The sequence below is a fragment of the Rhodococcus sp. CX genome, from assembly GCF_015865005.1.
Taxonomy (GTDB): Bacteria; Actinomycetota; Actinomycetes; order Mycobacteriales; family Mycobacteriaceae; genus Rhodococcus.
Genome location: NZ_JADZGH010000207.1, coordinates 8,016 through 12,910, shown reverse-complemented (window position 1 = coordinate 12,910; position 4,895 = coordinate 8,016). Strand labels below are relative to the sequence as shown.

General features: G+C 69.8%; 5 protein-coding genes and 1 pseudogene. 4 read left to right on the top strand and 2 right to left on the bottom strand.

Translation table 11 applies throughout. From position 1 onward, the window contains the following. Positions 1-49: 49 nt before the first annotated feature. Complete coding sequence (locus I0Q12_RS22720; protein ID WP_197254965.1) at positions 50-1,024, bottom strand: bifunctional riboflavin kinase/FAD synthetase; 975 nt, start codon at positions 1,022-1,024, stop codon at positions 50-52. A gap of 73 nt (positions 1,025-1,097) precedes the next feature. On the opposite strand from I0Q12_RS22720, the gene I0Q12_RS22715 reads away from it, so the two are divergent. The 4 genes from I0Q12_RS22715 to I0Q12_RS22700 are packed head-to-tail and all read left to right on the top strand — an operon-like array spanning position 1,098 to position 4,422. Further along, complete coding sequence (locus I0Q12_RS22715; protein WP_197254964.1) at positions 1,098-2,045, top strand: metal ABC transporter substrate-binding protein; 948 nt, start codon at positions 1,098-1,100, stop codon at positions 2,043-2,045. Further along, positions 2,039-2,836: a metal ABC transporter ATP-binding protein gene (locus I0Q12_RS22710; protein ID WP_374068765.1), complete on the top strand. Its 798-nt coding sequence runs from the start codon at positions 2,039-2,041 to the stop codon at positions 2,834-2,836. The genes I0Q12_RS22715 and I0Q12_RS22710 overlap by 7 nt, the downstream gene beginning before the upstream one ends. After that, positions 2,836-3,717: a metal ABC transporter permease gene (locus tag I0Q12_RS22705; protein ID WP_197254975.1), complete on the top strand. Its 882-nt coding sequence runs from the start codon at positions 2,836-2,838 to the stop codon at positions 3,715-3,717. Before I0Q12_RS22710 ends, I0Q12_RS22705 begins: the two co-directional genes overlap by 1 nt. 9 nt (positions 3,718-3,726) lie before the next feature. Beyond that, entirely contained in the window at positions 3,727-4,422 is a 696-nt protein-coding gene (locus I0Q12_RS22700) for a metal-dependent transcriptional regulator (RefSeq protein ID WP_307846437.1), read from the top strand. Between the two features lie 18 nt (positions 4,423-4,440). Here I0Q12_RS22700 and I0Q12_RS33590 read toward each other — a convergent pair. Further along, positions 4,441-4,895 (bottom strand): annotated as a pseudogene (locus tag I0Q12_RS33590) (tRNA pseudouridine(55) synthase TruB); the annotation flags it as partial.

Here is a 4,895-nt window from a genome sequence, read left to right as displayed (position 1 = left end):
GTGTGCCGTTGTGGCGGCTCCCACCGCCACAACGAGACACGACCCGGTATCAGGCGGAGTCGGCGGCGCGGGCGAGGACGTCGCGGGCGCGGTCGGCGTCGCCGTGCATGGCCGACACGAGTGCCTCGATCGAGTCGAACTTCTCCATGCCGCGCAGGCGCTCGACGAAGTCGACCGCGACGTGCTGGCCGTAGAGGTCGGCCTCCTGATCGAGCACGAACGCCTCGACCGTGCGGGCACGGCCGGAGAACGTCGGGTTGGTGCCGACCGACACCGCCGCGCCGTAGCGCTCCCCCGGCGCCACGGTGCCGAGAGTCGGGCCGGGCCCCAGGACCGTGAACCACGCGGCGTACACGCCGTCCGCCGGGATCGCCGAGTGCATAGGCGGGGCCACGTTCGCGGTCGGGAACCCCAGGTCGCGTCCGCGTCCGTCGCCGTGCACGACGACCCCTTCGACGCGGTGCGGGCGACCGAGCGCGTCCGCGGCGGCCACCACGTCACCGGCATCGACGCAGGAGCGGATGTAGGTCGAGGAGAACGTGACCGCGTGTTCGGCGAGCAGGGTCTGAGCGTCGACCGCGAACCCGAACCGCTCCCCGATCGTCCGCAGCAGCTCGACGGTGCCCGCGGCCTTCTTTCCGAAGGTGAAGTTCTCGCCGACCACGACCTCGGCGACGTGCAACCGCTCGACGAGGATCTCGTGGGCGTACCGCTCCGGGCTCAGCTTCATGAACTCCGGTGTGAACGGCATGACGCAGAAGACGTCGACGCCGAGCTCCTCGGCGAGTTCGGCGCGACGCGCCAGCGTCGTCAGCTGGGCCGGATGATTGCCCGGTCGCACCACTTCCATCGGATGTGGATCGAATGTCATGAGCACACTGGGGATTCCGCGTTCCTTGGCGGATTTCACCGCCCGCGTGATCAGCTGCTGATGTCCGCGGTGCACTCCGTCGAACACGCCGATCGTCAGTACACAACGACCCCAGTCCGCAGGTATTTCCTCGAGGCCTCGCCATCTCTGCACAACGGGCAGCCTACGGCCCCGGCTCGAACGGGTCACTTCCGACTCGCGATGCAGTGTGGGTCACGGAGCGCGGATGGACATCAGGGCCGTCTGCACACATAATTTCGGTGTGCCGAACATTTTCGTTGGAGCGATCAAAATATTTGTGGCTGCCGCGACGGTCGCCGTCGTGACCTCGTGCACCGCGACCGCCCCCGCGGACAACGAACGCCCGCTGGTGCTGACGACCTTCACCGTGCTGGCGGACATGGCACGCAACGTCGCGGGCGAGCACGTCCGCGTCGAATCCATCACCAAGGTCGGGGCCGAGATCCACGGATACGAACCGACCCCCGGCGACCTCCGGCACGCCGCCGACGCGGACCTCGTCCTCGACAACGGCCTCGGTCTCGAGCGGTGGTTCGAGCAGTTCCTCGCCGACACCCACGCAGAGCACGCCGTCCTCAGCGACGGGGTGGCGCCGCTGCCGATCAGTGAGGACGCCTACGCCGGCCGTATCAACCCCCACGCGTGGATGTCACCGCTCAACGCCCGGATCTACGTCGACAACATCGCCGCGGCGCTCTCGCGGATCGCGCCGGAGCACGCCGCCGACTTCACCGCGAATGCCGCCGCCTACAAGGACGAGCTCCAGCTCGTGCACGACGAACTGATCGCCGGCCTCGCCGTACTGCCCGAGCAGCAGCGGGCCCTGGTCACGTGCGAGGGCGCGTTCAGCTATCTCACGCGCGACGCCGGCCTCCGCGAGGCCTACCTGTGGGCGGTCAACGCCGACCAGCAGGGCACCCCGCAGCAGATCGCCCGGACCGTCGACTTCGTGCGCGCCAACCGCGTGCCCGCGGTCTTCTGCGAATCCACCGTCTCGGACAAGGCACAGCGTCAGGTCGCCGCCGACACCGGCGCCGAGTTCGGCGGCATCCTCTACGTCGACTCGCTCTCCGAACCCGACGGGCCGGTCCCGACCTATCTCGACCTGCTGCGCCACGACGTCCGCACCGTCACGAAGGGACTGGCATCGTGACCGCCGACACGACCGGCACGACGAACGCCGCCCCCGCCGCCCTCGCTCTCGACGGCATCACCGTCCGCTACGGGACCGTCACCGCGCTCGACGACGTCACCCTCACCCTCGCCCGCGGCCGGGTGTGCGGACTGGTCGGCACCAACGGATCCGGCAAGTCCACCCTCTTCAAGACCGTCATGGGCATCGTGCGCCCCAGCGCGGGCCGCGTCACGATCGCCGGGGCCGAACCCGCCGCCGCCCGCCGCACCGCCTCGGTCGCGTACGTCCCGCAGTCCGAATCCGTCGACTGGGACTTCCCCATCGTCGTGCGGGAGGTCGTGATGACCGGCCGCTACGGACACCAGGGCACCATGCGCAGGCCCCGGCCCGCCGACCACGACGCGGTCGCGGACGCCCTCGACCGCGTGCAGATGACCGAGTTCGCGAACCGGCAGATCGGGCAGCTGTCCGGTGGGCAGCGCAAACGGGTGTTCGTGGCACGCGCCATCGCGCAGGGCGCCCCGCTGCTGCTGCTCGACGAACCGTTCGCCGGTGTCGACAAGAGCACCGAGTTCGCGCTGACCGCGGTGATCCGCTCCCTCGCCGACGCCGGTCACACCGTCCTCGTCGCCACGCACGACCTCGCCGGACTCGACCGGCTGTGCGACGAAGCCGCGCTGCTGCAACGGCGGCTGCTCGTCCACGACACCCCCGCCGAGGTGCTGCGCCCCGAGAACCTGGCGCGCGCGTTCGGCGTCGACCCCCTGGCCGGCGATGCGGCGACGCTGTCGAAGAGGGAGGCCTGGTGATGCTCGATCTGCTCGTCGAACCCCTGCAGTACGGGTTCATGCAACGCGCTCTGATCGTCGCGATCGCCGCGACCGTCGTGTGCGCCCTGCTCAGCTGCTGGCTCGTGCTCATCGGGTGGTCGTTGATGGGTGACGCGGTCTCACACGCGGTGCTGCCCGGCGTGGTCCTCGCCTACCTCGTGGGCGCGCCGTTCGCGATCGGCGCGTTGCTGTTCGCGGGGATCGCGGTGGCGTTGATCGGGCTGGTGCGCGGCACCACCAGAGTCAAGGAGGACGCTGCGATCGGCGTGGTGTTCACCACGCTCTTCGCGCTCGGGGTGGTGCTGATCTCGAAGAACCCCAGCCAGGTGGATCTCCATCACGTCCTGTTCGGCAACCTGCTCGGGCTGGCCACCGCCGATGTGTGGCAGGTGTCGATGCTCGCCGCAGTCGTGTTCGCGGTGCTCGTCGTCAAGCGCCGGGACCTGACGCTGTTCGCCTTCGACCGCGTCCAGGCCCACGCGCTGGGTATCTCCCCTGCACGGCTGTCGGCGCTGCTCCTGGCGTTGCTGGCGGTCACGATCGTCGCGGCCATCCAGGCCGTGGGAGTGATTCTGGTCGTCGCCGTGCTCATCATTCCGGGTGCGACCGCGTACCTGCTCACCGACCGGATCTCCCGGATGCTGATCCTCGCGCCGGCTCTCGCGGTCGCGTCGTCGATCGTCGGGGTGTACACGAGCTACTACTCCGACGCGTCGACCGGCGGTGTCGTGGTGCTCGCGCAGGCGGTGGTGTTCGCGGCCGCGTACCTGTTCGCACCCCGCCAGGGCGTGGTGACGGCCGCGGTCCGCCGCTCGCGGGCAATCCCGGACAAAGGTGATTCCGAGGTGAGAGTTGCCTAAGCTGGGCAGGTGCCTGGCAGGAGCGAGACGAATACGACGACGGGAGCGCTGACCTCCGTCGCACAGGACTACCTGAAGGTCATCTGGACCGTGCAGGAATGGTCCGGCGAGAAGGTCTCCACGAAGCTGCTCGCCGAGAAACTCGGCGTGTCCGCATCCACCGTCTCCGAGGCCGTGCGCCGGCTGTGCGACCAGGGCCTGCTCGACCACGAACGGTACGGTGCGATCTCGCTGACCGAGTCGGGCCGCGCGGCCGCCGTCGCGATGGTCCGCCGGCACCGGCTCATCGAGACTTTCCTGGTCCGCGAACTCGGCTACAGGTGGGACGAGGTGCACGACGAGGCCGAGGTGCTCGAACACGCGGTTTCCGAGCGGATGATCGCCGCACTCGACGCGAAACTCGGTTTCCCCGAACGGGATCCGCACGGGGACCCGATCCCCACCCCGGACGGCACGATCCCCACCCCACCGGCGCGCCCGTTGAGCTCGTTCGCCGCCGGGGAGTTCGGACGCGTCGCCCGCATCTCGGACAACGATCCGGCGATGCTGCGCTACTTCGACGACGTCGGGATCGCGCTCGACACCGAGATCCGGGTGATCGAGCGTCGCGACTTCGCCGGCACGGTCGCGGTGAGCATCGGCGGCGACCCGAACCGCACCGTCGACCTCGGCAACCCCGCCGCCGACGCCATCTGGCTCGTCTAGCTCACAGACTCGTCCAGTTCACAGGTTGGACGGCCGCACCACGAACACCGCGGACGCGCGCTTGCCCTTCTCCTGCAGCAGTGCCGCCGCGCGGCCCTGTGCGTCGATCGCCGCGTACACGCCCGGCATGCCGATCGGTTCGAGCCAGCGGCCGTTCGCGAGCAGCGCGGCCTCGGCGTCGCTGATCGTGCGGCACGCGAACGCGGTGCGGGCCGCGGCGTCGATGTCGAGGCTCAGCGCGGGATCGTCGGCGAGTTGTTCGAGGGTGCGCGCGTGCTCGAGCCCGAACGGGCCGACCTTCGTGCGGCGCAGCGCCGTCAGGTGCGCGCCGACCCCGAGCGCCGCACCGAGATCGCGGGCGAGCGCGCGGATGTAGGTGCCGGACGAGCAGTCCACCTCGACGTCGAGATCGACGAATCCCTGCTCGGGGAGGTCGCGCCGCGCGCACACGTCGAACCGCGACACCGTCACCG

Excerpts from the sequence above, each read along its gene's own strand:
- I0Q12_RS22705 (WP_197254975.1), top strand. The coding sequence starts at position 2,836 with ATGCTCGATCTGCTCGTCGAACCCCTGCAGTACGGGTTCATGCAACGC.
- I0Q12_RS22715 (WP_197254964.1), top strand. The coding sequence starts at position 1,098 with ATGGACATCAGGGCCGTCTGCACACATAATTTCGGTGTGCCGAACATT.